Here is a 25791-nt window from a genome sequence, read left to right on the forward strand (position 1 = left end):
CATGGCAACGCTCGAACTACGTAACGTAAACAAGACCTACGGCGCGGGCCTTCCGGACACGCTGAAGAACATCGAATTGCAGATCAAGGATGGCGAATTCCTGATTCTGGTCGGCCCGTCCGGCTGCGGTAAATCGACTCTGATGAACTGCATCGCGGGGCTGGAAAACATCAGTGCTGGTTCGATCCTGATCGATGACGCCGATGTCAGTGGCATGAGCCCCAAGGACCGTGACATTGCCATGGTCTTTCAGTCCTATGCCCTGTACCCGACGATGAGCGTGCGGGAAAACATCGAATTCGGTCTGAAGATCCGCAAAATGAGCCCGGCCGCCATCGAAGAAGAAGTGATGCGCGTTGCCAAACTGTTGCAGATCGAGCATCTGCTCAATCGCAAGCCTGGACAGCTGTCCGGTGGGCAGCAGCAGCGGGTGGCCATGGGACGCGCTCTGGCGCGGCGACCGAAGATTTATCTGTTCGACGAGCCGCTGTCCAACCTCGACGCCAAGCTGCGGGTCGAGATGCGCACTGAAATGAAATTGATGCACCAGCGTCTGAAAACCACCACGGTTTATGTCACCCACGATCAGATCGAGGCGATGACCCTGGGCGATAAAGTCGCGGTCATGAAAGACGGCATCATCCAGCAGTTCGGCACGCCCAAGGACATCTACAACGATCCGGCCAACCTGTTCGTCGCCAGCTTCATTGGTTCGCCGCCGATGAATTTCATCCCGTTGCGCCTGCAACGCAAGGACGGTCGACTGGTGGCGCTGCTCGACAGCGGCCAGGCGCGCTGTGAGTTGCCGTTGGGCATGACCGATGCCGGGCTGGAAGATCGTGAAGTAATCCTCGGTCTGCGCCCCGAACAGATCATGCTGGCGCCAGCGCAAACCAACGGACAAACCAGTGCTCAGTACGATGGCCTGCCAACCATCCGCGCAGAGGTGCAAGTCACCGAGCCGACCGGGCCCGACACCCTGGTGTTCGTCAACCTTAACCAAAGCAAAGTCTGCTGCCGCCTGGCGCCTGACGTCGCGCCTCAGGTCGGTGAAAGCCTGACCCTGCAGTTTGATCCGGCCAAGGTGCTGCTGTTCGATGCCGCCACAGGCGAGCGCCTGGGCGTGCTGGCAACAAACCAGCCTCCCCATGAGCGTGGCGGCAACGTCACGCAGATCAACCGCAACTGACCCAAGCACAGCCGTCTGAGCGATGAGTCCCTGAAAAGGATGCTTGGCCAGCGAATACGAAGTAGTCGATGTAAATGCCGTTAAAAAGCTAATAACAATAAAACGAGGATTTAAGGGATGAAGAAGCTACGCAATAAATCGCTTAACCAATTCCGGCTTGTTGGTGGTTTGTCCGTACTGAGCGCGCTGGCATTTTCTGGCACGGCGTCGGCCATTGAGCCTTTCAAGGCCAGCGAGCACATGACCGGTGACTGGGGCGGAGCCCGTCAGGAACTGTATGACAAAGGCTACGACTTCACGCTGGACTACGTTGGTGAGATGGGCGCCAACGTTCACGGCGGCTACGATACCGACAAGACTGCACGCTACAGCGATCAGTTCGCCCTCGGTGTGAACATCGATTTACAGAAAGCCCTGGGCTGGAACGACGCAGAATTCAAGCTGGCGATTACGGAGCGTAGTGGCAAGAACATCTCCAACGACCGCCTCGGCGATCCTCGTGTCGGCACCCTCAGTTCCTCTCAGGAAGTCTGGGGTCGCGGTCAGACCTGGCGTCTGACGCAAATGTGGGTCAAACAGAAGTTTCTCGACGGCAAGCTGGATATCAAGGCCGGCCGGATGGGCGAGGGCGAAGACTTCGGCAGTTTCCCCTGCGACTTCCAGAACCTTACCTTCTGCGGCACCCAGGCTGCCAACTACGTGAACACCTGGTACAACTGGCCCGTCAGCCAGTGGGCCTTGCGGGTGAAGTACAACATCACGCCTGAGTTCTACGCCCAGATTGGCGTCTATGAGCAAAACCCTTCATTACTGGAAACCGGCAACGGCTTCAAAATGAACACCAGCGGTGCCAAGGGCACTCTGGTTCCCGTCGAAGTGGTGTGGTCGCCAACCGTCAACTCGCTGCCGGGCGAATATCGTCTCGGGTACTACTTGAGTAGCCCAAGTGCCAATGATCTTTATAAAGACGTCAACGGCCAGCCGCAGGGGCTGACCGGTGGTGAGTTCAAGTCCCATGACAAAAAGACCGGCTGGTGGGTCGTGGCCCAGCAACAAGTCAGCACGTTCGGTGGCGATCCGTCCCGTGGCTTGAGCCTGTTTGCCAACGCTACGGTGCATGACAAAGACACCAACTTCGTCGATAACTTCCTGCAGGTCGGTATGGTCATCAAAGGGCCTTTCGCGTCCCGTCCGAAAGATGACATCGGCATCGGCGTTTCGCGCATCCACGTCAACGATGACGTGCGTGATCGTGCTCGCCTGATCAATGCCTCCAACGGCATTGATGACTACGACAACCCAGGCTACCTGCCAATTCAGAAGAGCGAATACAACTCCGAGATTTACTACGGCGTGCACGTTACGGACTGGCTGACCATTCGTCCTAACTTGCAGTACATCAAAAGTCCGGGCGGTGTCGATCAGGTGGATAACGCGCTGGTGGCCGGCATCAAACTGCAGACCAAGTTCTAACAGACGATTCAGGGTCGTGTGTGCTTTGCGGGCAGCCTGGCTGCCCGTTTTTTTGTGGACCTGTAACCAAATATCATCCGTTGGAGCGAGGCTTGCCCGCGAACCAGGCGACGCATTCTCTCAGGCAGACAGCGTTATCGCTCTTCGCGGGCAAGCCTCGCTCCAACAAGGGAGTTAAGTGTTGTGTGTACTGGAGCGGTCTTGATGTCCGAACACCCCCTGCAACGTTTCTTCAAGTCCCGACGCGCCCGGCCCACCTTCGAGTGGGAGCGTTATCAGCATCGCGATGTGCTCTTGATCAATCACCCGTTGTGCCAGGCGGTGTTCAGTCGTCAGGGCGCGCAGTTGCTGCATTTCCAGCCCGTAGGGCAGAAGCCCTGGTTGTGGTGTGCGTCGCGCTGGCCGCTGGTAGGAGCCATTCGCGGCGGGGTGCCGGTGTGCTGGCCTTGGCGGGGTCGGCATCCCAGCGAGTCGGGTTGGCCCGCCCATGGCTGGGCGCGTTTGCTGGACTGGAAACTGATCGACAGTCACGAGGGCGAACACGGAGTCAGCCTGCACTGGCGCCTGCAACTGTGTGACTGGCAGGCCGATCTGTACGCCGAGCTAGGGCAGGGCATGGAGCTGCGCTTGAACACCTGTCATGAGGACAGTGAGACGTGCCAGTTCGGCCATGCGTTGCATGCCTACTGGCGGATCGGCGATGTCGAAGACGTCGCGTTGCAAGGTCTGGACGGCGTTCAGGGTTACGATCAGTTGAATCGCCAGGCCTGTCAGCAACAAGGCGAACTGCGGGTCGCAGGCGGTTGTCAGCGAGTGTTTGAGCATAATGGCCCGGTGCAACTGGACGATCAGGCCTGGCAGCGTCGTCTAGGTATCAATACTGGAGACAGCGTCAATACCATCATCTGGCATCCCGGAAGCCGACCGCTGCTGGGTGTGGCGGGTGACGAAACGTCGGGCTTCGTTTGCGTCGAGGCCGCGTCAGGTGGCGATGAAAGCCTGAGCCTGGCACCGGGGGAGCGGGCTGAGTTGAGCCTGCAGGCGTGGCTGGTCTAACTCGTTGGAGCGAGGCTTGCCCGCGAAGGCGATAGGTCTGGCTCAGAAAATCTTGCGGCTGTACTAACCACTTCGCGGGCAAGCCTCGCTCCAACGGGATCTATCTTCTACCCCTGATCCTCAACCGGATACCGGCTGTCATTCAGGCTTTCCTTGATCTTGCGCAGGTGCGGCTGGAAGTCCACGCCACGGCGCAGGGTCATGCCGGTGGCGAGAACGTCGAGCACGGTGAGCTGGATGATCCGCGAAGTCATCGGCATATAAATGTCGGTGTCCTCCGGCAGCGGGATATTCAGGCTCACGGTGCTGGCCTTGGCCAGCGGTGAACCGGCAGCTGTCAGACCCAGCACGGAAGCGCCGTTGGCTCGGGCGATGCGCGCCACTTCCACCAGTTCCCGGGTGCGACCGGTGTAGGAAATGATCACGAACAGCTCGCCGGTGTGCGCCACCGAGGCGATCATGCGCTGCATCAGCACGTCCGCATGGGCAGTGACGGCCAGGTTGAAGCGGAAGAACTTATGCTGCGCGTCCAGCGCCACCGGAGCCGAAGCGCCCAGCCCGAAAAAGTGGATCTGCCGCGCCTGAATCAGCATGTCCACAGATTTGCTGATCAGCGCCGGGTCCAGTTGCTGAACGGCACTATCCAGAGACGCGATGGCGCTGCCGAAGATTTTCTTGGTGTACGCCTCGGGATCATCGTCGGCTTCAACCGCTCGGCTGACATACGCAGCACCGCTGGCCAGGCTCTGCGCCAGCTGTAATTTGAGTTCCGGATAGCCGCTGACGGCGAATGACCGACAGAAGCGATTGACCGTCGGCTCGCTGACTTTGGCGGCCTGGGCGAGTGCTGCAATGCTGAACCGGGTGGCCTGCTGCGGGTTGAGCAGAATCGCTTCGGCGACCTTGCGCTCAGCCTTGTTGAGTTCTTCGAGGCGGCTCTGGATCTGCTCCAGAAGATTTCTTGAGTGGTCCATTCCAAGTCCTTGTCAGGCGGTTTTTGCACAGGTTTTTTCGCGAGGCTCTATATAGGCCCTTTAGCCTGTAGCAAAGGTGGCCTATCGTACTCAGGGCCTGTGTTGATCACCACTGGAATATGCTTTTAGATGGAATGTTGTGGTTATTACTACATATGGCCTTGAGTAACGCCTTTAAAAAAGGTATTTGTAGCTTAACTTGATAAAAGAACCAACATTATGCTCTCGATTACGGTTGAACCGTGCACTTTTGCCTTGTTTGGCGCCTTAGGTGACCTGGCAGTGCGCAAGCTGTTCCCGGCGCTTTATCAGCTCGACCGCGCAGGATTGCTGCACGCCGACACGCGAATCCTTGCGTTGGCCCGCGAACCTGGCACCGAACAGCAGCATTTGGCATACATCGATGAATCGTTACGGCGTTTTGTTCCGGACACCCAGCTCGAAGCCGAACACGTGCAGCGTTTTCAGGCACGCCTGAGTTACCTGCATGTGGACTTCCTCAAGGCCGAGGACTACGTCGCACTGGCCGAGCGCGTCGGTGACGCAGAAACCCTGATTGCTTACTTCGCGACACCCGCATCGGTGTATGGCGCTATCTGCGAGAACCTCGCCTCGGTCAATCTGACAGACCGCACCCGCGCCGTACTGGAAAAACCTATCGGTCACGATCTGGCGTCTTCGCGTCGTGTCAACGATGCCGTGGCGCAATTCCTGCCGGAAAGCCGCGTCTATCGCATTGACCACTATTTGGGTAAGGACACCGTCCAGAACCTGATCGCCCTGCGATTCGCCAACAGCCTGTTCGAAACCCAGTGGAATCAGAACCACATTTCCCACGTTGAAATCACCGTGGCCGAGAAAGTGGGTATCGAAGGTCGCTGGGGTTATTTCGATCAGGCCGGGCAGCTGCGCGACATGATCCAGAACCACTTGCTGCAACTGCTGTGTCTGATCGCGATGGACCCGCCGAGCGACCTGTCTGCCGACAGTATTCGTGACGAGAAGGTAAAGGTGCTCAAGGCTCTCGCGCCGTTCACCCCAGAGCGTCTGGCGACCCAGGTGGTCCGCGGTCAATACACCGCTGGCTATAGCGATGGCAAGGCAGTGCCGGGTTATCTGGAGGAAGAGAACTCCAACACCCAGAGCGACACAGAAACCTTCGTCGCGCTGCGTGCCGATATCCGCAACTGGCGCTGGTCGGGCACGCCGTTCTATCTGCGCACCGGCAAGCGCATGCCGCAGAAGCTGTCGCAGATCGTGATCCACTTCAAAGAGCCGCCGCACTACATCTTCGCTCCCGAGCAGCGCATGCAGATCAGCAACCGCTTGATCATTCGCCTGCAACCGGACGAAGGCATTTCCTTGCAGGTGATGACCAAGGATCAGGGCCTGGACAAAGGCATGCAGCTGCGCAGCGGCCCGTTGCAACTGAATTTTTCCGACACCTACCGCAGCGCCCGCGTCCCGGATGCGTACGAGCGGTTGTTGCTGGAAGTGATGCGCGGCAATCAGAACCTGTTTGTTCGCAAAGATGAAATTGAGTACGCCTGGCAATGGTGCGATCAGCTGATCGCCGGCTGGAAAAAGGCCGGCGATGCGCCCAAGCCTTATACGGCCGGATCCTGGGGGCCGATGAGCTCCATTGCCTTGATTACTCGTGATGGGAGGTCGTGGTATGGCGATATGTGAACTTGAATTCCCTCAGGGCCAGATAGCCCGGGATTTCGATAACCCGCAGGCGCTGGCCAACGCGTTGGCAGGTGATGTGGCCGAGCACCTGAGGAACGCTGTCGCCGCCAATGGCGTGGCGACGCTGGTGGTGTCCGGTGGCCGTAGCCCGGTGGCGTTTTTTCAGGCCCTGGCCGAGCAACCGCTGGACTGGTCCAAAGTGGTTGTCAGCCTGGCTGACGAACGCTGGGTGCCGGTAGAGCATGCCGACAGCAACGCTGGCCTGCTGCAGCGTTTTCTGCTGCAAGGTCCGGCCGCCAAGGCGCGCTTCATTGGTTTGTACAACGTGGCGCAGAGTCTGGAGGAGGCGGCGCTGGTCGCCGATCAAACCTTGGCCGAGTTGCCGCCGATTGACGTACTGGTTCTGGGCATGGGTGACGATGGCCACACTGCCTCGTTGTTCCCGAAAAGCCCGAACCTTAGCGAAGCTCTGGACCTGAACAGCCCGCGTCGTTGTCTGCCTATGCTGGCCCCGACCGTCCCGCATCAGCGTCTGACCCTGACCCGGCAACTACTGGCATCGGCGCGTCTGCCGATCCTGTCGGTTTCCGGCCAGGCCAAACTTGATACTTTGCGCACCGCATTGGCTGGCGATGACCTCGCCGAAATGCCGGTGCGTGCGTTCCTTGACTCTTCACTCGAGATTTACTGGTGCCCATAACAAAAGGATCCGCCGCCATGAACACCGTGGAAAACAGTCAGCCGCTCAATAGCATGGCGAACAAGATCAACCAGATCGACGAACTCTGCGCGAAAGCGAAAATTCTCCCGGTCATTACCATTCTGCGCAATGAGGACGTGCTGCCGCTGGCCGACGCCCTGGCCGCCGGTGGTATGACCGCGCTGGAAGTGACCTTGCGCTCAGCGTTCGGCCTGAGTGCCATCCGTATTCTTCGTGAGCAGCGCCCGGAGCTATGCGTGGGCGCAGGCACTATTCTGGACCGCAAGATGCTGGCCGATGCCGAAGCTGCAGGCGCGCAGTTCATCGTCACGCCGGGCAGTACGCAGGATTTGCTGCAAGCCGCGCTGGACAGCCCGCTGCCGTTGCTGCCGGGTATCAGCAGCGCATCGGAAATCATGATCGGCTACGCCATGGGCTATCGCCGTTTCAAACTGTTCCCGGCAGAAATCAGCGGCGGCGTCGCAGCCATCAAAGCCCTGGGCGGCCCGTTCAACGAAGTGCGCTTCTGCCCGACTGGCGGCGTCAACGTCGACAACCTCAAGAGCTACATGGCGCAGCCTAATGTCATGTGCGTCGGCGGGACCTGGATGATCGACAACGCCTGGGTCAAGAATGGCGACTGGGGTCGCATCCAGGAAGCGACGGCCGAGGCTATGGCGTTGTTTGATTAGCACCTATTACTGTTGGAGCGAGGCTTGCCCGCGAATCAGGCGCCGAGGTGTGTCTGACACACCTCGTTATCGTTCTTCGCGGGCAAGCCTCGTTCCAACAGCGATCACCTTTTTTTAGCGCAGCTCTTGCAACGCCCCCACCAATACCTGCATATCCGCCGCCGAGGTGCTGAACCCTGGCGTTATCCGGATACACGGTCCGCAGGCCGAGCCGGCGCGGGCCACGGTGAACAGGTTGTACTCGTTGAGCAAACGCTCAACCATCCGCTCCTGTTCCACGTCCCCTTTGAAACGCAGAGCCGTGATTCCGCAATACAGGCGTGGATCGTCCGGGGTCAGAATCTCGATGTGCTCCAGCTCCCTTGTCGGCTTGACCCACAGGTCGCGCAGATAGCTCAGCCGTGCGCCCTTGCTGGCTGAACCGATGGCCAGGTGTTCTTCGAAGACCTTGGGCAGGGTCATCCAGGCCGGGATGTTCGGCGTGCCATAAGGCACCAGTGACAGGATGTCATCGCTGGCATAGCGCGTGTCGCCCATGTCCGGATCGACGGCCCCGATCCTGTCCCGCGCCACGTAGATAAAGCCCAGGCTCAATGGCGCGCCGATCCACTTCTGCAAGTTGTAGCCCGCAAACGCGACGCCCAGTTCGTCCAGCTTGAAGTCCAGTTGCCCCAGCGCATGTGCGCCGTCGAGGATCACGTCGATGCCTCGTTCTTTAGCGAGTCTCGCAATAGCCTTGACCGGCATCACCAGCCCGGTGCGGTGGGTGACATGGGTCAGAGCCATCAGCTTGAGGCGCGGGTGCTGCTCAAAGGCTTGTTGATAGCTATTGACCAGATCGTCGTAAGTGGCGGGATGGGCGTGGGTAATGTTGATGACTTCTACGTCGCGACTTTTTGCCAGCCAGCGCATGGCGCTCTGTACGCTGAGGTAATCCAGATCGCTGACCAGCACCTGATCGCCCGGCTTAAGCTGATTGTAATTGCGGATCAGCGACTGCAAGGACTCGGACGCGCAGCGGGTAATGGCGATTTCTTCGACGCAGACGTGAACCAGATCAGCCAGTTGCGCATGGATCATGCCGCTGTCATGGGCATCGAACTGGCGACGCACGTATACCGAATTGCTGCGGTTCACATAGTCGATGTTGCGCCGATAATCCTCCACCACGTCCCGGGTCATGCGCCCGAAATAGCCGTTCTCCAGATTGATCGGGCCTGGCTCTACGTCATAGCGCGCCGCGACGCGTTGCCAGAACAGCTCATCCTTTGCTTGTTGCTCGAGCATTGCATCCTCTCTTTCAGTCCGAAAATACGGTACCCCTGTAGGAGCTCACGAGCAGCGCGAGGCAGCGATAGCGGTCTGCCTGATAACACCGCCATCGCTGCCTGGCGCTGCTCGTGAGCTCCTACAAAAATACATTTCAGATAGTTATTTCAGGGTTGGGCTGTTTCAGCGGTCGTTGAAGTTCTGTTTTGGCCGCTTGCGCAGCGGATCGAGCAGTTCCGAGAGGCCGTTATGGTCAATCTCCTGCATCAACGCCAGCAGGCTGCCCAGCTCGCTTTTAGGGAAGCCTTCACGGGCAAACCAGTTCAGATAAGGCCCGGGTAAGTCAGCCAGCAGGCGGCCTTTGTATTTACCGAACGGCATCTCACGGGTGACCAGCAGCAAAAGTTTTTCCGGATCCATGAACGTGCATCACCTGATTTCTTAAACAGCCTAACCATACGTGCATTCTGCATGCAGGCCAAAGGACAGTTCATGCAGAAATCACGATGCTTCTGTATGGCACAAAAACTAAATTGTTGATTTGAAAGGATTATTTTTCAATTCGAAAGCTGGCACGGGCTCTGCAATTACCTATTCATCTACACACTTTCGTATCAACCTGCCAATAAGGAATTGGAAAATGACTGACATCAATAAAGAATCGATCTCTATCCTCAACGACCTGATCGAAACCAGCAAAGATGGCGAGAAAGGTTTTCAGACCAGTGCAGAAGACATCAAGCGTCCGGACGTGAAGGCGTTCTTCATGAGCCGTTCGGCAGAAATCGCGACCGCTGTTCGCGAACTGCAAGCGGAAGTGCGTGCACTCGGTGGCGATCCAGAAACCTCGTCCAGCGTTTCGGGCACTCTGCACCGCGCCTGGGTTGACCTGAAGTCGACTCTGACCGGCAAAGACGATGTTGCTATCCTCAACGAAGTAGAGCGCGGCGAAGACGTAGCACTGAAGGCTTACAAAGAAGCCCATCAGAAAGCGATCGAGAAAAACCTGCCTGCTACTGTCACTTCGTTGATTGCCAAACAGCAGCAAGGTGTACAGGCCAACCACGACAAAGTTAAAGCTCTGCGTGATCAGGCTCGTGCTGCAAGCTAATACGTAAAGTCAGTGCTAAAAACGCCAGCCAGTCTGGCGTTTTTTTTCGCCTGCAGATCAGCTTTCCACCCGGTTGCGCCCCTTGTTTTTGGCGGCATACAGCGCGAGGTCTGCCGCTTTGAACAGGTCGTCCAACCCGGCTTGGGATTGCACGTTGCACATGGCGATGCCGATGCTCACCGTCAACGGCTTGGTGTCGGTGGCAAACAGCGGTAACGCCTGCACCGCGGCCCTGATCTTCTCGGCCACTGCCTTGGCGCCTTCCAGGTCCGTTTCCGGCAGCACCACCACAAACTCCTCACCGCCATAGCGCGCAACGAAATCGGCAGGGCGCCGAATATTGGCTGCAATGGTGCTGGCCACGTTACGCAACGCTTCGTCGCCGCCGTGGTGGCCATGGCGATCGTTGAAGGCTTTGAATGAGTCGACGTCTATCACCAGCAGCGACAAGGGTTGGCTGGCCCGGGCGGCACGGTTCCATTCGACATTCATCACCTCATCAAGCTTGCGCCGATTGGCCAGCCCGGTCAGTACGTCGGTGGAGGCCCGTTGCTTGAGCTCGCTTTCAGCGTGATGGCGCAGACAGAGTTCACGACGCAACAGGAATGTCAGCCACAGGATCCCGGCGCACAACAGACCCGTTGCAATGCCAACCAGAATTGCGTTGCGTTGCCAGATCCCATACACCTCTTTTACGGACTGGCCGACCACCACGATTAATGGCAAGTCTCGCACATGGGAGAAAGTGTAGAGACGTACCTGGCCGTCAATCGCGGAGGTTGAGGTAAAACTGCCGTTTCCGTCTTCGAGGATTTTTTTGAAGTTTGGGCTCTGGGCAAAACTCTTGCCGATCAGCTCCTCGCCCTGGATTTCCGGCTGACGCGCGAGCAGCACGCCAGCGGTGTTGAGCAGCGTGACATTACTGTCGGGCCCGACATCCAGCGTGCGGAAAAGCTGCTTGAAGTACACCAGTCGCATGGCAGCGCTGGCGATCCCTGCGAAAGAGCCGTCTTCGGCAGAAATCCTGCGGCTGAAACTGATGCACCAATCCTTGAAACCCCAACGCGACATGAAAGGACCGCCGACTTTCATCTCCAGTGACGGATCCATCTTATGCGCAACGAAGTGCGGGCGTTCTGCCAGATTGTAGGGTCTGGGGATAACCGAGGTTGAGTCGGCGAGGATATAGCCGTCCTTGTCCAGCAACAGCAGATCGCCCTTGTAGGAGGCGGCCGTGGATCGGTCGAACAAGACCATATGGCGTAATTCGGGGCTAATGGTGCGCAGATCGGGACGCTTCCAGGCGTTGATCATGCCCTGCAGCGAGGTGTCGTAGAGCTCGGCGTTGCGCGACACATCGGCATCAATCAGATGCACGATATTCGACGCAGCGCGGGTCGCGGCGTCGTTGGCATCTTGCCGCTCTCTGATCAGCAGGGACACAACGATAAGCACAATGACCAGCATGGCGGCGGTACTTCCACACACCAGAATGATTTCCGGTCGAGTCCAGTTTGTTCCAAGGGCTGGCGTAGATGATTTAAAAATCATTGCGCTGAACGGACTCAGTGATGATGGGCTTTCCTCAATGTAGTATTTTTTGTAGGTTTTATAAGGGCTACGGCTGTGCTTTGGGTAGCTGCCTGGTCTTTATAACCTGATCTTGGGCGAGCTGAAACAGGTGTGTGCAGCTTCGGTTGTAGTGACGTGGGACCGGCTTTAACCGGGAAAGCGATTTTCCAGTCGATACAAATGTATTGGATGTGCCGGCCTCTCCCCGGCTAAAGCCGGTCCCACGACACCGATTCATCCCAATTGCTCACAACGGCAAACTGATCCCGAAGGTATTCATGCCCTGCTGACTGCGCACGAAGACCGTGCCGCCATGCATTAACGCAATGGCTTTGACGATGGCCAGGCCCAAGCCGTGGTTCGCACCGCTATTGGCGCGTGAGGCGTCAACGCGGTAGAAGCGTTCGAATAAACGAGGCAAGTGTTCGCTGGCGATCTGCGTGCCGGGGTTGGCGACGCTGACGCTGACCTGTTCAGCACCGGTGACGATGTCCACCTGTATCGTCTGGCCTGGTTCGGTGTGCTGCACGGCGTTGTGCAACAGGTTGATCAACGCTCTGCGCAGGTGAGGTTTATCAATGGGCGCGCTGGCATCACCGTTGACCACCACCTGCACCTGCGCATCCTCGAGGATGAAGTCCAGATAATCCAGAGTCGTGGCCACTTCCCGGGCCAGGGATACGCGGGTCAGTTCAGTGGCTTTGCTGCCCTGGTCGGCACTGGCCAGAAACAGCATGTCGTTGATGATCGAACGCAGCCGCTCCAGTTCTTCCAGGTTCGATTGCAACACCTCGAAGTAATGCTCGGCCGAGCGCCCTCGGGTCAACGCGACCTGAGTCTGGCCGATCAGATTGGTCAGTGGCGAACGCAGCTCGTGGGCCACGTCAGCGTTGAACGACTCCAGCCGCGAATACGCTTGCTCGACGCGTTCCAGGGTGGAATTGAAGGAGGTGACGAATTGATTCAGCTCCGGTGGCAGTGGCGTCAGTTGCAGACGCCCGGACAGTTTGGGCGGGGTCAGCTTGCGGGCTTCCAGCGACAGACTGGCCAGCGGCCGCAGACCGATACGTGCCACCCAGTAACCCAGCACCGAAGCCAGCACAATACCCGCGCTGGCCAGGCTGATCAGCGCGATCATCAGGGAGTGCTGGGTGTGCCAGAAAGTCTCGGTATCGATGGCGATCAGAAAGCGCAGAGGCGGGCGTTCTGCTTTTGCTTGGAACTGACTGACCAAGACTTTGAACGGGAATTCGTGCCCGGCAAGTTGCATATTGCGCATGCCCAGCGGGCCGTTCGCGAAGCGGCGGATTTCGGCTGTAGGCTCGCCAAATTCGTACACCGGGTTATCGCTGACCACCCAGAATCGCAAGCGCTTGTCTTCTTCGCTGAGTAGCCTGAGTTTGCTCTTGATCCGGCCCCAGTGTTCAGGGTCGCTGTGCCGGTTGACCGCTGATTCCAGCACGCTGTAGCGCGCATCGGCTTCGGCTTCCGGCAGCAGTGCCATGCTTCTGTCGACTTGCAGGTACAGCGCCCAGCCGATCAAGGTGAAGACCAGCAACGCCACCAGCGCGAACAGGCCGCTCAAGCGTAGGGCGATAGAGTCACTTTTCACTGCGGCTCACCTTCACGGCTCTCCAGGACATAGCCCATGCCCCGAATAGTGTGCAGCAGTTTCTGTTCGAATGGCCCGTCCAGCTTGGCCCGTAAACGTTTGATCGCCACCTCGACGACATTGGCGTCGCTGTCAAAGTTGATGTCCCAGACCAGCTCGGCGATGGACGTCTTGGACAGGATTTCACCCTGGCGCCGGGCCAGTACGCTGAGCAGCGAGAACTCTTTGGCGGTCAGATCCAGACGCACGCCGCTGCGGGTTGCCTTGCGGCTGATCAAGTCAATCCACAGGTCGGCGATGCTCACCTGCACCGGTTCGTGGCTGCTGCTGCGGCGGGTCAAGGCCTGCAGGCGGGCCACCAGCTCCAGGAATGAAAACGGCTTGCCCAGATAATCGTCAGCCCCTTCACGCAGCCCGCGAATCCGGTCGTCAACCTGCTCACGGGCGGTGAGCATGATCACCGGCGTCTGTTTGCGGGCGCGCAAGGCACGCAGTACGCCAAAGCCGTCCAGGCCGGGCAGCATCACATCGAGAATAATGACCGCATAATCGCCTTCCAGCGCCAAGTGCAGGCCTTCGATACCGTCCCGTGCAAGATCGACGTTATAGCCCTGTTCGGTCAGGCCGCGATGCAGATAGTCGGCGGTCTTTTCTTCGTCTTCAATAATCAGGACGCGCATGGGGTGAATCTCACAGAACAACATGCAGAGGTTGATGAGCTTTACCTGTAGGAGCGAGCTTGCTCGCGATTGACTTTATCAGGCGAAATATAAGGCGACTGACAGAATGCAATCGCGAGCAAGCTCGCTCCTACAGATTCACTATTAATGATGTTGGCTCGGGCTCGGGCTCGGGCTCTTGCCTGGGCTTGTGAAACAACCGCTCCAGCTGCAAATAGATCACCGGCGTTGTGAACAGTGTCAGCATCTGGCTGACCAGCAAGCCGCCCACCACGGCGATCCCCAGCGGTTGCCGCAGCTCCGCGCCGACACCATAGCCGAGCATCAAGGGCAGTGCGCCAAGTAGCGCCGCCAATGTGGTCATGATGATCGGCCGGAAGCGCGTCAGGCAGGCCTCGTGGATCGCATCCAGCGGGGTCATGCCGCGTTCGCGCTGGGCTTCGAGGGCAAAATCCACCAGCAGAATACCGTTCTTCTTGACGATGCCGATCAGCAGCACCACGCCGATCAAGGCCATGATCGAGAAATCCTGGCCCATCAGCCATAACAGCAGTAGGGCGCCGATACCCGCCGAAGGCAAGGTCGAAATGATCGTCAACGGATGCACGAAGCTCTCGTATAGCACGCCGAGGATGATATACACCGCCACCAGCGCGGCCAGAATCAACCACGGCTGATTGGCCAGCGAACTCTGGAACGCCTGCGCCGCGCCCTGGAAATTACCGATGATCGAAGCCGGCATGCCGATTTCGTTTTTGGCTTGATCGAGCATGCGCACCGCGTCACCCAGCGCGACGCCCGGTGACAGGTTGAACGACAGATTCGCCGCCGGGAACATGCCGTCATGGGCGATGGACAGCGGTCCCATGGTCGGCGCCCCGACCTTGGCCAGCGCCGACAGTGGCACCATCTCGTTGGTCAATGGCGAGCGCAGGTAGAAGTACGCCAGGCTCTCGGCTTTGCCGCGTTGTTTGGCGTCCAGTTCGAGAATCACTTTGTACTGGTTGATCTCGGTCTGAAACTCACTGATCTGTCGCTGTCCGAAGGCATCGTACAGGGCCTGATCGACGTCATTGGTGGTCAGGCCGAAACGAGCCGCAGCGCTGCGGTCGATCTCGATATGCGTGACGCTGCCGCCCAACTGCAAGTCGTTGGACAGATCGCGAAAAGCCGGGTTACTGCGCAGCTTTTCCGTCAGACGTTGGGTCCAGGTATTGAGCAGCGGGCCGTCATTGCTCTTGAGCACGTATTGATACTGACTGCGACTCGGGCCGGGGCTCAGGTTGATGTCCTGGCCTGCACGCAGATACAGAACGATGCCGGGGATCTTCGCCAGCTTGGGACGGATGCGATCAATGAACTCGCTGACCGAAACATCACGCTCGCCACGGGGTTTGAGGGAAATCCAGAACCGCCCGTTAGCGATAGTCTGGTTACTGCCACTGACACCCACGGAATGGGAGAACGCCTGGACCGCAGGGTCGGCACCGACAATTTTCGCCAGTTGCAGGTGTTTTTCCACCATGTCGGGGTAGGAAATATCCGCTGCCGCTTCGCTGGTGCCCAGCGCGAACGCGGTGTCCTGAACCGGGAAGAAACCTTTCGGGATCAGCACATAGCCGACGCCCGCCAGCACCAGCGTCAGGCCGAAGATACTGAGCATGATCCGCTGATGGGCCAGTGCTTTGTTCAGCCCGCGCTCATAAAGTGCCAACAGCCGCTCGCTGAAGCCCGGTCTGGCGTGCGGGTTGTGTTTCGGCGCACGCATGAACAAGGCGGCCAGGGTCGGCGCCAGGGTCAAAGACACCACCACGGAAATCAGAATGGTGGCTGTTGCCGTGAGGGCGAACTCCTTGAACAGCCGCCCGACCACGCCGCCCATGAACAGCAACGGAATGAATGCCGCCACCAGCGAGAAGCTGATGGAAACCACGGTGAAGCCGATTTCCCCGGAACCCTTGATCGCCGCTTCGCGCATGCCGTCGCCGGCTTCCAGGTGTCGGTGAATGTTCTCCACCACCACGATGGCGTCATCCACCACAAAGCCGACGGCCACCACTATCGCCACCAGCGTCAGGTTATTGAGGCTGAACCCGAACACATACATCATCGCGAAACTGGCGACCAGCGAGACCCCCAGCACGGCGCTGACAATCAGCGTGGCCGACAGTTGACGCAGGAACAGCGCCATCACCGCCACCACCAGCAGAATGGCGATCACCAAGGTCATTTCCACTTCGTGCAGCGAGGCGCGAATGGTTCGGGTACGGTCGTTGAGCACCGACACTTCCACCGACGCCGGCAGCATTTCCAGCAGGCGTGGCAACTGGCTCTGAATGCGGTCCACGGTTTCGACAATGTTAGCCCCGGGCTGGCGGAAAATCGTCACGTTGACGCCTTGCTGATCACCGGACCAGGCCCGCACGTAAGCGTTCTCCGAGCCGTTGATGACCCGGGCCACATCCTTGAGATGCACCGGTGCGCCGTCCTTGTAGGAAACGATCAGTTGCGCGTAATCCTGAGGGCGGAACAGCTGGTCGTTGGAGGCCAGGGTGGAAACGCTGTCCTTGCCGTACAGCGCGCCTTTGGCAAGGTTCAAGCTGGTCTGTTGTACCGCGACGCGGATGTCGGCGAGGGTCAGGCCCAGGGCGGCGAGTTTTTCCGGCGCGGCCTGGACTCGTATCGCCGGCCGTTGCTGACCGGTGATGTAGACCTGACCCACCCCGTCGATCTGGCTCAACTGACGCGCCAACAAGGACTCGGTCACGTCACTGAGTTCAGTGGCAGGCATCAGGTTGGAGCTGACACTGAGGATCAGCACCGGGCTGTCCGCCGGGTTGACCTTGCGCCAGGTGGGCAGGTTGGGCATGTCGGCGGGCAGGCGGCCCGCCGCAGTATTGATCGCGGCTTGAACCTCCTGAGCGGCGGTGTCGATGCTTTTGTTGAGGGTGAATTGCAGCGTCAGGTTAGTCGAACCCAAGGCACTGCTGGAGGTCATCTGCGTCATGCCAGGGATGGCGCTGAATTGCACTTCCAAGGGTGTCGCCACTGAAGACGCCATGGTTTCCGGGCTGGCGCCAGGCAGTTGCGCTGTCACCTGGATGGTCGGGAATTCAGCCTCGGGAAGAGGCGCAACTGGCAAGCGCGGGAAGGCAATGGCACCGAGCAGCACCATGGCAAATGTCAGCAGGAGTGTGGCGACCGGGTGATCCACGCACCAGGCCGAGACCGATCCACGGCCTTTCATCGTGCGCTCTCCAGCGTGGCAGTCTGGCGCTGTTGCTGAGGGTCCTGGCTGCTGTCACGCATGACCTCGACCCGCGAGCCAGCCTTGAGTCGTGACTGGCCGTCACTGACCAGTACATCACCAGCCTTGGGGCCGGATATCAGCATCAGGTCACTGTCCTGATACAGGACCTGCACTGGAACAACCTCCACCTTGTCGCCGTTGACCCGGAACGCGAAGTGCTGATCGATACCGCGTTGCACCACTTGTGGCGGCACGCGCAAGGCGTCCCGCTCAATGGCGGTCTGGATTTTCACCGTGACCAGTTGGCCGGGCCACAGCAGCTGTTTCGGGTTACTGAACTCGGCCTTGGCGCGAATCGTCCCGGTGGTGGCCGAGACTTGGTTGTCGATCAGTTTGAGCTGACCATCCCCGAGCAGGGTGCCGTTGTCACCGTCCCCCAGGAAGGCTTGGACGCCTGCTGGAGTATGTGAGGCGATCAAACCTTGCAGGGTCGGCAACATTTGCTGCGGCAAGGAGAACTCCACCGAGACCGGATCGATCTGGGTCACCGAAAACAGGCCTTGAGCGTCACTGACCCGCAGGAAGTTGCCCTCGTCAACGTTACGGATACCGACCCGACCCGTCACCGGCGAACGAATCTGCGTGTAGGAAAGCTGCACCTGCGCTGCGCTGATGGCCGCCTGGTTACCCATCGCCGTGGCTTTGAGTTGTTGAACCATGGCCTGCTGTTGGTCGAACGTCTGTTTGGAAATGCCGTTGTCTGCGCTCAATAGTCGATAGCGCTTGAGGTCAAGTTGCGCGACGTCAAGCTGGGCCTGACTTTGTGCGAGCTGGGCTTTGGCCTGCTCGAGGGTGGCGCGAATCGCCCGGTCGTCAATGGTTGCCAACAGGTCACCGGATTTGACCGTTTGCCCTTCTTTGACCAGTACCTTGGTCAGAATCCCGTCCACCTGCGGACGAATGACCACACTCTGCAGCGACAGAACCGATCCGATGCCTGTGACAAAACGCGGCACGTCTTCCTCGCTCACCTTGATGACCTTGATCGGTACGGCGCTGGGCGTGCTGACTTTGGCGGTTGCCGGGCGGGTCAGGGTCCATGTGGAAACACCGATCAAACCCGCAATGACGGCAACGGCGAGGACGGTTCTTGTCTGTTTACGCATGCGAGAGGCGCCGAAAAGTCAAAGGAGGAGGGTACGGTTGTTGGCTTGTCTGTTATAGCCCGTCAATCCGGTCAGCAGAATGACGGCAAGCTGTCAGGATTGTCAGCAAAAAAACCGTGGGTCTGAACGTTATCAAGAATTTTCTTCGCAGGACGATAGCCCGGGAGAGGGCAGCAGAAATTTGTGCTGTCACCGGTAGCTGTTTTTACGGCGTGCCGGAACATAGGCAGAAGCTGTAGGAGCGCCACCCCGGTCGCTCCTACAGGGAAATTTCTTACAGCTAACTGCTGTCTACCCCTATGCGTACGTCTGTACTGATTTCGCCCGTTTCGGATTGATACCACGGAGCAAGCCCATGAAATTCATTACCCTGCTGCTGATCGTACCGACACTGATGGCGAGTACCGCCGCCTTGGCCGCTGAAGGCCGATTAGGTTTTACCGGGCAAGTTACCAATGCCAGTTGTGCGGTGTTGCCAGTCACGAGCCTGGCGCAAGGGAAGGAGGTCAAAGTGACTGCGCATCAAAGCATCATCGTCGACACTGCCCACAATGCCTGTACCGGGCAGGCCATTCCGTTTACCACCCACTACCAGCCAATAGTCAGCGCAGATTCAGGGCTTGCCAATACAGCCGTATTGACGTTGACCTATCAATAATATTCTGAAAAACACCCGCCAACCGAAACTGCCGCTCACTCGTTAGAGTGGCAGTCTTACTTTCGCGGGAACCTGCAATCCAGTAGCGATTCGGATAATTACCGACGAAGTTTTTCCTGATCTTTTTGCTCGGGTATTTGCTGAGGACGCTGGAATTAGCGGGCTGCAGAAGAATCGCGGTTATTCCTACAGAAAGTTCGTTCGAGTTCAATGGGTTATTCCCTTGGATTTAAGTAAAAAAGCCGACATCGAACAGACGGATCGATCCTTATAGTGCGTGGCGTCCGATTAAGGGCATACACGAACTAACACAAGGAACGTCGTTAACATGAAAAAACTTACTCTTGCACTGGCTGCTGCGGGCGCTATGGCTCTGGGGCTGACCGGTAACGCCAACGCGGCCAACAACGGCAAACTGATCTTCACCGGAACCCTGACCAATATTTCCTGCAACGTGGGTCCGGGTGTCGGGACTTCGCCGGGAAATAACCCGGGTGAAATTGCTGTTGATCTGGGCAACGTTTCGTTTTCGGACATCGGAACTTCGGCGCAAAACAGGCTGGAAACGGCAACACCGATCCAGTTGCTGGTTAACTGTTCTGCGGGCGCCGATCAATACAACCTCGTGAAGATGCGCTTCGCCGCGCGTAATGGTAGCGGCCTGGATAACAACGACGCCAAGTTGTTGCGCACCACCGGTGCGGCAGACGGTGTGGGTATCGGCTTGCTTAACGCGGCCAATCAGATCATGGATCTGGGCGGCACCGAGACCATTGATAAGCCGCTGGTCAAGGATGGCGCTGGCGGAGCCACGGCTGAACTCAATTTCGGTGCGGTCTATGTGCTCAATGGCACAACGACCAATCCGGGGAATGCCGACGGCTTCATGCCGTTTGTTCTGGATTACGAGTAATACGCCGGGCGGAGCGAGCAGGATTCGCTCCGTCCCTATTTGGCTTGAAGCGTCCAGACTCGAAGCGTCCGAACTCAAATCGTTTGAACTCAAAGCGAATGCCATCATGTTTCTGTTTTTCTACCGCTGCGCGGCTTTAGTACTGTTATTGCTCAGTTCTGGCGCGCAGGCGGGCATTGTCATTAATACGACGCGTGTGATTTATCCGGCTCAGGACAAAGAAGTCAGTTTCGGTGTGCACAACACCGGAAGTGGTGAAATCCTTGTACAAAGCTGGCTTGAACCCAATGCCGAACATACCGATGCCAACAACTTACCGTTTGTTATTACGCCTGCGCTGGCACGTTTGCCGGGCGACAGCCGACAGTTGTTGCGGGTCATTTATGCGGGTGCTGATATGCCCAAGGATCGGGAGTCGGTGCTGTGGCTCAACGTGCAGGAAATACCACAAGCGGTAGCGGAGAACGCCCTGCAAGTTGCCATTCGCCAGCGAATCAAACTTTTTTTCCGTCCTGAGGGGCTGGTGGGTGAAGTCGCTCAGGCGCCCGAAAACCTGCGTTGGAAACTGCTCAGTGACAATACGCTGCAAGTCGATAACCCAGGCCCCTATCACGTATCCATGGTCAAGATAGTCGGACAACGAGGCGCTGCTCAGCTGTTGAATCAGGACAGCCAGATGATTGCACCTGGAGAAAGCCGAAAGCTTGTACTCACGTCCGCGGTCGACAGTGCCGGGCTGACACTTAGCTTCATCAGTATCAATGACTTCGGGGGGCAGGTCCCCTACAACGCCACGCTCAAAGCAGGGGTTGTAGCCCGGGCGGTAAAAACGCAGCCGCGCTAGGTAGACCATTACCTTGATCAATTCAGTTCTGAGCCGCGCTCTTTGATGAGGGGTGGCTCAGCAGTCGTATGTCTGCCTGAAAGGAATTCGGGCGTGCTTTTGAATCGAGTGGAAAACAGCTAATGGAATGGCTTTATTACAACATTGGGGAGACAACTCCGAGAACCATCCTGCCGCCGGTAAAGGGTTTCAAGCCGACATTCAGGCGCAGGCTTGTGGTTCTCGGTGTTGCGCAGTTGCTGCCAGCAATCGTCTGGGCTGCGCAAAGTCCACCGTCGGCTACGGTGAAATTCAATACCGCGTTCATCCAAGGCAGTGATCAGCCGCCCGAACTGACCGAGTTTCTGCGCGCCAACAGCCCGCTTCCGGGTACTTATCGAGTGGACATTTTCGTCAATCGAGCCCTGAGCGGCCGGCGCGATATCGTATTTTCCAGCAACCCGCTCACCGGGCGCATCGAGCCCTGTCTGACGCTGGAGATGTTGCAGGCTTTCGGATTAGATCCAGATCGTCTGCAAGACGGTTCTGCGCCGCAAGACAACCAGGCCTGTTTCGATTTGCCTGGCCGGGTCGAATTCGCCCAGGTCGAGTATCAGCCCAACGCATTGCGCCTGAACATCAGCGTGCCGCAACGTATCATGCAGCGCAGCGCCCGAGGTTATGTGCCTGTAGATCTGTGGGATGAAGGCGAGCCAGTGGGTTTCGTCAACTACGCCTTCAATGCGGCGCGGCGCACCAATCGGCGGCAGGATTCCGAACAGTACTACCTGAGTTTGCGCAATGGCGTGAACCTTGGAGCGTGGCGGTTACGCAACGAATCGTCGCTGGTCTATGGCGACAATCAGGACTATCGATTTCGCAGCAACCGCACTTATCTACAGCGCGATATCAGCTCCCTGCACAGCCAGTTCACGCTGGGGGAGACGTTCACCGATTCGCAGATTTTCGACAGTGTGCGTTTTCGCGGAGTGGGCCTGAGTTCCGACGACGCGATGCTGCCCGATAGCGAGCGCACTTATGCGCCGGTGATACGTGGCATCGCAGAAACCAACGCGTCGGTTGAAGTGCGCCAGAACGGTTTTCTGCTGTACAGCGGCAACGTTTCGCCGGGGCCTTTCGAGATCAACGATATCTACCCCAGCGGTTCCAATGGTGACCTGCAAGTGACGATCATCGAAGCTGACGGTCGGCGTCGCTCCTTTACTCAAGCCTATGCGTCGTTGCCGATCATGGTGCCCGCCGGTGCCTTTCGCTACAGCCTTGCTGTGGGCCAGGTCGAGAATCCCAGCGACGATTCACAGACGCCGATTTTCGCCAGTGCGGCCCTGATTTACGGTTTATCAGAGCGGATTACCGGGTTCGGCGGTCTGCAGTGGGCGCAGGATTATCACGCTGGCAATCTGGGAGCCGGGATCAATACCGGTCTGGGCGCGTTGTCGGCAGACCTGACTCAGTCAACCAGCGAGACCGATCACCAGAGCCACGTGGGGCACAGTCTGCGCTTGCGTTATGCCAACACCCTGGACGCCACCGCCACCACCCTCGCTGTGGCGGGTTATCGCTATTCCACCGAGCAATTCCGCACGCTCAATGAGCATGTCGAAGCCACTGCCCCAAATGTGCGTCGTTCATTCAATGGCCGGGCAAAAGATCGCCTGGAACTGAACATTACCCAAGCGTTGCCGGAACAGTCCGGCAGCTTGAGCCTGACCGCATCCGAGCAGCGCTACTGGAATGAGACCGGTAAAACCCGGCAGTTTTACGTGGCGTATAACGCTGCGTGGCGAACCCTCAGTTACAGCCTGTCGCTGGAGAACAATCGCGAATCCGGCGGCAACGGGCAAAGTGACAGCGATAACCGAATCGCCCTCAGCCTGACGATGCCGCTGGGGTCCAGTGCCAGTTCATCGCGAGTGTCGTTCAACGGCGTGCGCGACAGTTTCGGTGAGTACAACGCGCAATTGGGCCTCAATGGACAGATGCTGGACGACCGCAGTTCGTTCTATTCAGTGCAGGCCGGACATGACAGCAGCTCAGGCAGTTTTGGCTCTGGCAAGATCAACACCGTTCGCCCGTATGGACGTTTCGAGGCGGGCTACAGTCAGGGCCGCGATTACGAGGCGCTGAGTCTCGGCGCGTCCGGTTCGGTATTGGTCCATGGCGGCGGGATGAACTTTGGTCAGTCACTGGGCGAGACCTTTGCGCTGGTCCAGGTGCCGAATGTGGCAGGCGCGGGGCTGAGCAGCTTCAGCAACGTCAAAACGGCTGACAATGGTTACGCCGTGCTGCCTTATGCGCAGCCTTACCGAATCAACTGGATCAGTCTGGATACCCGCCAGTTGGGGGCTGATGTCGAGCTGGATAACGCGGTGACCCAGGTCGTGCCCCGCCGGGGCGCCATGCCGGTGGTGCGCTTCAAGGCGGCAACGGGTCGTCGCGTGCAATTCGAGCTGGTCCAAACCGATGGCAGCCGGGTCCCTCTGGGTGCCAGTGTCGAAGACGCCGAGGGTAACGTGCTGGCGGTTGTTGATCCCACGGGACGCGCCCTGGTGCTGAGCGAAAAATCCGAGGGCGAGCTGCTCGTCAAGTGGGCAGGGCGCAGCTGCCGGTCGGCGTTCACCTTGCCTGAAAAGGATCCGTCACGCGCTTATGAGCGGATCAAGGTGATGTGCCAGTGAGCCGTTTCATCCTGTTGCTTGCAGCGCTGCTATTCGGCGCGAACGGGCTTGCCGCCGTTTCACTGACCGGGACTCGATTGATCTTTGACGGGCGCTATGCCGAGGCCAGTCTGGAGATTCTCAATCGCGGCGACCATGAGGTGTTGATCCAGGCGTGGCTGAGCGCTCCCGAAAATGTCGACGGCAGCCCGCGGGCATCAGGGGTGGATCTGCCTTTTGTACTGACACCGCATCTGGCGCGGCTCGAGGGTCATGGCAAGCAAGCCTTGAGGATTTTGTATCAGGGCGAGGGTATGCCCCAAGGCGTCGAGTCATTGATGCACCTTTACGTGCTGGAAATTCCCAGAAAGATTGCAGGCGCCAACCAGCTGAGTATCGCCATCCGCCAGCGTATCCATGTGTTCTATCGCCCGCCGGGGTTGACTGAAGATCCTGCCCAAACGCCACAACAGCTGCGTTGGACCCGGGCGAACGCTGCCCTGCAGGTGAGCAATCCCACGCCGTTCCATGCCGCGATACAGGATGTGCGGCTCGACGGTGTTGCGGCCAGCGATTACCTGTTGCTGGCGCCGGGTGCCAGCCACCAAATCCCTGTGGATACTGCGACGCCTCCCACTCGGCTGTCCTTTCAGGCGCTGACCGATTACGGCGGGTTGCGTAGCTACTGCGCGCAGGCTGCAGGGGATCAATTCAACATCACCGAAGACCGGCAAAAGGACTGCTGATGAACATTCTTGAAAAGCTTCTACTTGGCAACAGAGATCCTGTGGGAGCGAGCTTGCTCGCGAAGGCGTCATACCAGGCGCCAAACCATCGTCGAATGCCCCGGCCTTTTCGCGAGCAAGCTCGCTCCCACGTAATGCCGTCAACGCGAGCGTTATTGCTCACCTTACTACTCAGCCCCGCCACCTGCTTCGCACTGGTCTGCAAAACCCAGGGCTCAGGCGAGACGACCGTTCGCGCTGATCTGGGCAGCAGTGTCGCCATCCCGAGCAACGTCCCGGAGGGTGAGGTGGTCTGGCGCTCCGAGCGGCTGGATCTTCTGGTGGAGTGCGCCAAGGACGGTATGCCGGCAACCCAGGAAGAAGTTTTTATCTATATCAACCCTGACAATCGACCCATTGGCCAAGGTATTCGTGCGGGTGTGACGCTGGCGGGTGTCGATTACCTGCAGAACAGTGGGCGCATCAGCACCGGGCAGTTTTTGCCAGTCTGCCATGAAGGGGAATCGAACATCGGCGCCTGCCCCAAAGTCGGCTTCAATCTGCCGTTTTCTGTCTTCATCCAAAAATTCGGACCGACGCCGCCTTCCGGGATCGCCAGTGACTTGCAGGATTACCGGGCGTTCCAGCTAGACAGCGGGGCGGGGTTGAATCCCTTGCCTGATGCCAGTCTCGGTTATCAGGTCAATAACCTGAGCGGCCTGCGTTTTGTGGCCTGTGACGCCGGGCTGCAGGTGATGCCTGAGAGCGTTGAGTTCGGCAACGTCGGTATCCAGCAAGTGGCGGTGGGCAAGGTGATCGAGCGCCGGCCGTTCTCCCTGGTGACCAGTCGCGACTGTGATTCACCCTTCAGCCTTGGGGCGCGCTTCAAGCCGGTGACCGGCAGCGTGGCGGGTGATTACCTGATTCCCGCCACCAATAATGGGATCGGTATTCGGATAGTCAACAGCCGGGATGATTCGATCATTCGTTACAACGAGCCGTTTCATCTGGCCGATTTGCTTGGCGATACCAAGGCCGCCAGTGTCGATTTCAACGCCGAATTGGTGTGGCAGACGCAAACCCCGAAGGCCGGACCTTTCGAGGCCGAGGTGATGGTGGATCTGTTTTATAAATAGGATCGGCCGATGAGAGGTGCGGGGCTGTGCAGGCGTGTCGCAAATGATTCAGGTATGCTGCGCGGCCTTTCGACGACTGATTCCACTTTCCGGAGCCACCATGACTTCTATTGACCCAACACTCGCTCCCGAAACAGTCGTCGCCGAAGAAGCGACCGCTGAGGTGAAAGCGACAATCCCTGCCTTCAGCTTCCCGTTCAAGCCGGGTGAACTGGCGCAGGCGAAAAAAGACCAGCCGTACTACCAGAAGTCGAACAAACACGGCCACAACAAAATCCCCGGCGCCGCGCCACATGGCACGCGCAAGTCGATGGGTAAGCGTTAAATCTCACTCGGGATGATGGCGTGCAACTCTGTGGGAGCGAGCTTGCTCGCGAAGAGGTCAGTACATCTGACGCATTTTTTTCGTCTGCAATATCGCCTTC

General features: G+C 58.3%; 22 protein-coding genes. 14 read left to right on the plus strand and 8 right to left on the minus strand.

The window, feature by feature from the left end; translation table 11 throughout:
* The first annotated feature begins 1 nt into the window (after position 1).
* From IV01_RS08950 to IV01_RS08940, 3 genes are all read left to right on the plus strand, one after another.
* Positions 2–1189 carry an ABC transporter ATP-binding protein gene (locus IV01_RS08950; protein ID WP_032629794.1) on the plus strand — a complete coding sequence of 396 codons (1188 nt, stop codon included), beginning with the start codon at positions 2–4 and terminating at the stop codon, positions 1187–1189.
* Between the two features lie 117 nt (positions 1190–1306).
* Positions 1307–2662 carry a carbohydrate porin gene (locus IV01_RS08945; RefSeq protein WP_032629796.1) on the plus strand — a complete coding sequence of 452 codons (1356 nt, stop codon included), beginning with the start codon at positions 1307–1309 and terminating at the stop codon, positions 2660–2662.
* A gap of 204 nt (positions 2663–2866) precedes the next feature.
* Positions 2867–3718, plus strand: a complete 852-nt coding sequence (locus IV01_RS08940; RefSeq protein WP_032629798.1) for a D-hexose-6-phosphate mutarotase — start codon at positions 2867–2869, stop codon at positions 3716–3718.
* A gap of 107 nt (positions 3719–3825) precedes the next feature.
* Here the strand turns inward: IV01_RS08940 and IV01_RS08935 are convergent, their stop codons facing one another.
* Positions 3826–4692 carry a MurR/RpiR family transcriptional regulator gene (locus IV01_RS08935; protein ID WP_032629800.1) on the minus strand — a complete coding sequence of 289 codons (867 nt, stop codon included), beginning with the start codon at positions 4690–4692 and terminating at the stop codon, positions 3826–3828.
* Between the two features lie 219 nt (positions 4693–4911).
* On the opposite strand from IV01_RS08935, the gene zwf reads away from it, so the two are divergent.
* Genes zwf through IV01_RS08920 form a run of 3 tightly spaced genes read left to right on the plus strand, consistent with a single transcriptional unit; the run spans position 4912 to position 7773 of the window.
* Positions 4912–6381 carry a glucose-6-phosphate dehydrogenase gene (zwf, locus tag IV01_RS08930; protein WP_032629802.1) on the plus strand — a complete coding sequence of 490 codons (1470 nt, stop codon included), beginning with the start codon at positions 4912–4914 and terminating at the stop codon, positions 6379–6381.
* Positions 6368–7081, plus strand: coding sequence for a 6-phosphogluconolactonase (gene pgl, locus IV01_RS08925; RefSeq protein WP_032629803.1), 714 nt, complete (start codon positions 6368–6370; stop codon positions 7079–7081). Before zwf ends, pgl begins: the two co-directional genes overlap by 14 nt.
* 17 nt (positions 7082–7098) lie before the next feature.
* The gene (locus tag IV01_RS08920) at positions 7099–7773 is read left to right on the plus strand and encodes a bifunctional 4-hydroxy-2-oxoglutarate aldolase/2-dehydro-3-deoxy-phosphogluconate aldolase (RefSeq protein ID WP_032629809.1); all 675 of its coding nucleotides are present in this window, start codon (positions 7099–7101) and stop codon (positions 7771–7773) included.
* A 114-nt stretch (positions 7774–7887) separates the two neighbouring features.
* On the opposite strand, the gene IV01_RS08915 is transcribed toward IV01_RS08920, so the two are convergent.
* Together IV01_RS08915 and IV01_RS08910 are read right to left on the minus strand one after the other, a co-directional pair.
* Positions 7888–9060: an aminotransferase class V-fold PLP-dependent enzyme gene (locus tag IV01_RS08915; RefSeq protein WP_032629810.1), complete on the minus strand. Its 1173-nt coding sequence runs from the start codon at positions 9058–9060 to the stop codon at positions 7888–7890.
* A 165-nt stretch (positions 9061–9225) separates the two neighbouring features.
* On the minus strand, positions 9226–9462 hold the full coding sequence (locus IV01_RS08910) for a DUF3820 family protein (RefSeq protein ID WP_032629812.1): 237 nt from the start codon (positions 9460–9462) through the stop codon (positions 9226–9228).
* A 220-nt stretch (positions 9463–9682) separates the two neighbouring features.
* On the opposite strand from IV01_RS08910, the gene IV01_RS08905 reads away from it, so the two are divergent.
* On the plus strand, positions 9683–10153 hold the full coding sequence (locus tag IV01_RS08905; protein ID WP_032629817.1) for a PA2169 family four-helix-bundle protein: 471 nt from the start codon (positions 9683–9685) through the stop codon (positions 10151–10153).
* Between the two features lie 57 nt (positions 10154–10210).
* Here the strand turns inward: IV01_RS08905 and IV01_RS08900 are convergent, their stop codons facing one another.
* From IV01_RS08900 to IV01_RS08880, 5 genes are all read right to left on the minus strand, one after another.
* Positions 10211–11704, minus strand: coding sequence for a sensor domain-containing diguanylate cyclase (locus tag IV01_RS08900; RefSeq protein ID WP_050507753.1), 1494 nt, complete (start codon positions 11702–11704; stop codon positions 10211–10213).
* Positions 11705–11972: 268 nt separating this feature from the next.
* Positions 11973–13337, minus strand: coding sequence for a heavy metal sensor histidine kinase (locus IV01_RS08895; RefSeq protein ID WP_032629819.1), 1365 nt, complete (start codon positions 13335–13337; stop codon positions 11973–11975).
* Positions 13334–14017 (minus strand): heavy metal response regulator transcription factor, encoded by a 684-nt coding sequence (locus tag IV01_RS08890; protein WP_032629886.1) that lies wholly within the window; start codon positions 14015–14017, stop codon positions 13334–13336. Before IV01_RS08890 ends, IV01_RS08895 begins: the two co-directional genes overlap by 4 nt.
* Positions 14018–14147: 130 nt before the next feature.
* Positions 14148–17264, minus strand: a complete 3117-nt coding sequence (locus IV01_RS08885; RefSeq protein ID WP_032629820.1) for a multidrug efflux RND transporter permease subunit — start codon at positions 17262–17264, stop codon at positions 14148–14150.
* The gene (locus tag IV01_RS08880) at positions 17261–18433 is read right to left on the minus strand and encodes an efflux RND transporter periplasmic adaptor subunit (protein ID WP_032629821.1); all 1173 of its coding nucleotides are present in this window, start codon (positions 18431–18433) and stop codon (positions 17261–17263) included. The genes IV01_RS08885 and IV01_RS08880 overlap by 4 nt, the downstream gene beginning before the upstream one ends.
* Positions 18434–18788: 355 nt before the next feature.
* Here IV01_RS08880 and IV01_RS08875 point away from each other — a divergent pair, with 355 nt between their 5' ends.
* The 7 genes from IV01_RS08875 (at position 18789) to IV01_RS08855 (ending at position 25691) form a co-directional block, all read left to right on the plus strand.
* Positions 18789–19091, plus strand: coding sequence for a hypothetical protein (locus IV01_RS08875; RefSeq protein ID WP_032629824.1), 303 nt, complete (start codon positions 18789–18791; stop codon positions 19089–19091).
* A 328-nt stretch (positions 19092–19419) separates the two neighbouring features.
* Positions 19420–20004: a fimbrial protein gene (locus IV01_RS08870; RefSeq protein ID WP_032629827.1), complete on the plus strand. Its 585-nt coding sequence runs from the start codon at positions 19420–19422 to the stop codon at positions 20002–20004.
* A gap of 106 nt (positions 20005–20110) precedes the next feature.
* Entirely contained in the window at positions 20111–20848 is a 738-nt protein-coding gene (locus tag IV01_RS0125280) for a molecular chaperone (protein WP_032629828.1), read from the plus strand.
* A gap of 122 nt (positions 20849–20970) precedes the next feature.
* Complete coding sequence (locus IV01_RS08865; protein ID WP_080290345.1) at positions 20971–23526, plus strand: fimbria/pilus outer membrane usher protein; 2556 nt, start codon at positions 20971–20973, stop codon at positions 23524–23526.
* Positions 23517–24251, plus strand: a complete 735-nt coding sequence (locus IV01_RS0125285; protein WP_032629831.1) for a molecular chaperone — start codon at positions 23517–23519, stop codon at positions 24249–24251. The genes IV01_RS08865 and IV01_RS0125285 overlap by 10 nt, the downstream gene beginning before the upstream one ends.
* Before the next feature lie 134 nt (positions 24252–24385).
* The gene (locus tag IV01_RS08860; protein WP_032629833.1) at positions 24386–25366 is read left to right on the plus strand and encodes a fimbrial protein; all 981 of its coding nucleotides are present in this window, start codon (positions 24386–24388) and stop codon (positions 25364–25366) included.
* Between the two features lie 100 nt (positions 25367–25466).
* A complete protein-coding gene (locus IV01_RS08855) occupies positions 25467–25691 on the plus strand; it encodes a hypothetical protein (RefSeq protein ID WP_032629834.1) in 225 nt (74 codons plus the stop codon).
* The last annotated feature ends 100 nt before the right edge of the window (positions 25692–25791 follow it).

It is taken from the genome of Pseudomonas syringae (genome assembly GCF_000737245.1).
In the GTDB taxonomy this organism is placed as follows: Bacteria; Pseudomonadota; Gammaproteobacteria; order Pseudomonadales; family Pseudomonadaceae; genus Aquipseudomonas; species Aquipseudomonas syringae_J.